The sequence below is a fragment of the Staphylococcus argensis genome (assembly GCF_002902305.1).
Taxonomy (GTDB): Bacteria; Bacillota; Bacilli; order Staphylococcales; family Staphylococcaceae; genus Staphylococcus; species Staphylococcus argensis.
In genome coordinates, this window is the sequence record NZ_PPPX01000001.1 from 1262288 (window position 1) to 1262613 (window position 326).

At 51.8% G+C, this 326-nt stretch carries 3 tRNA genes; all 3 read right to left on the reverse strand.

The features are described from left to right. Positions 1-17 precede the first annotated feature (17 nt). Positions 18-93 (reverse strand) — tRNA-His (locus CD039_RS06090). A gap of 2 nt (positions 94-95) precedes the next feature. After that, positions 96-169: transfer RNA gene (locus CD039_RS06095), tRNA-Trp, on the reverse strand. A 10-nt stretch (positions 170-179) separates the two neighbouring features. Continuing rightward, positions 180-264: transfer RNA gene (locus CD039_RS06100), tRNA-Tyr, on the reverse strand. Positions 265-326 lie beyond the last annotated feature (62 nt).

Consider the following 326-nt stretch of genomic DNA (forward strand, 5'->3'; position numbering starts at 1 on the left):
CTAATTGTGAACGATTATGGGGCGGTTGATGGGAATCGAACCCACGAATGTCGGAACCACAATCCGATGCGTTAACCACTTCGCCACAACCGCCATGGCAGGGACAGTAGGAATCGAACCCACATCAAAGGTTTTGGAGACCTCTATTCTACCGTTGAACTATGTCCCTATTTTTTTGATGGTGGAGGGGGGCAGATTCGAACTGCCGAACCCGAAGGAGCGGATTTACAGTCCGCCGCGTTTGGCCAACTTCGCTACCCCTCCAGTGTCTATGCCGGCCAGAGGACTTGAACCCCCAACCTACTGATTACAAGTCAGTTGCTCTA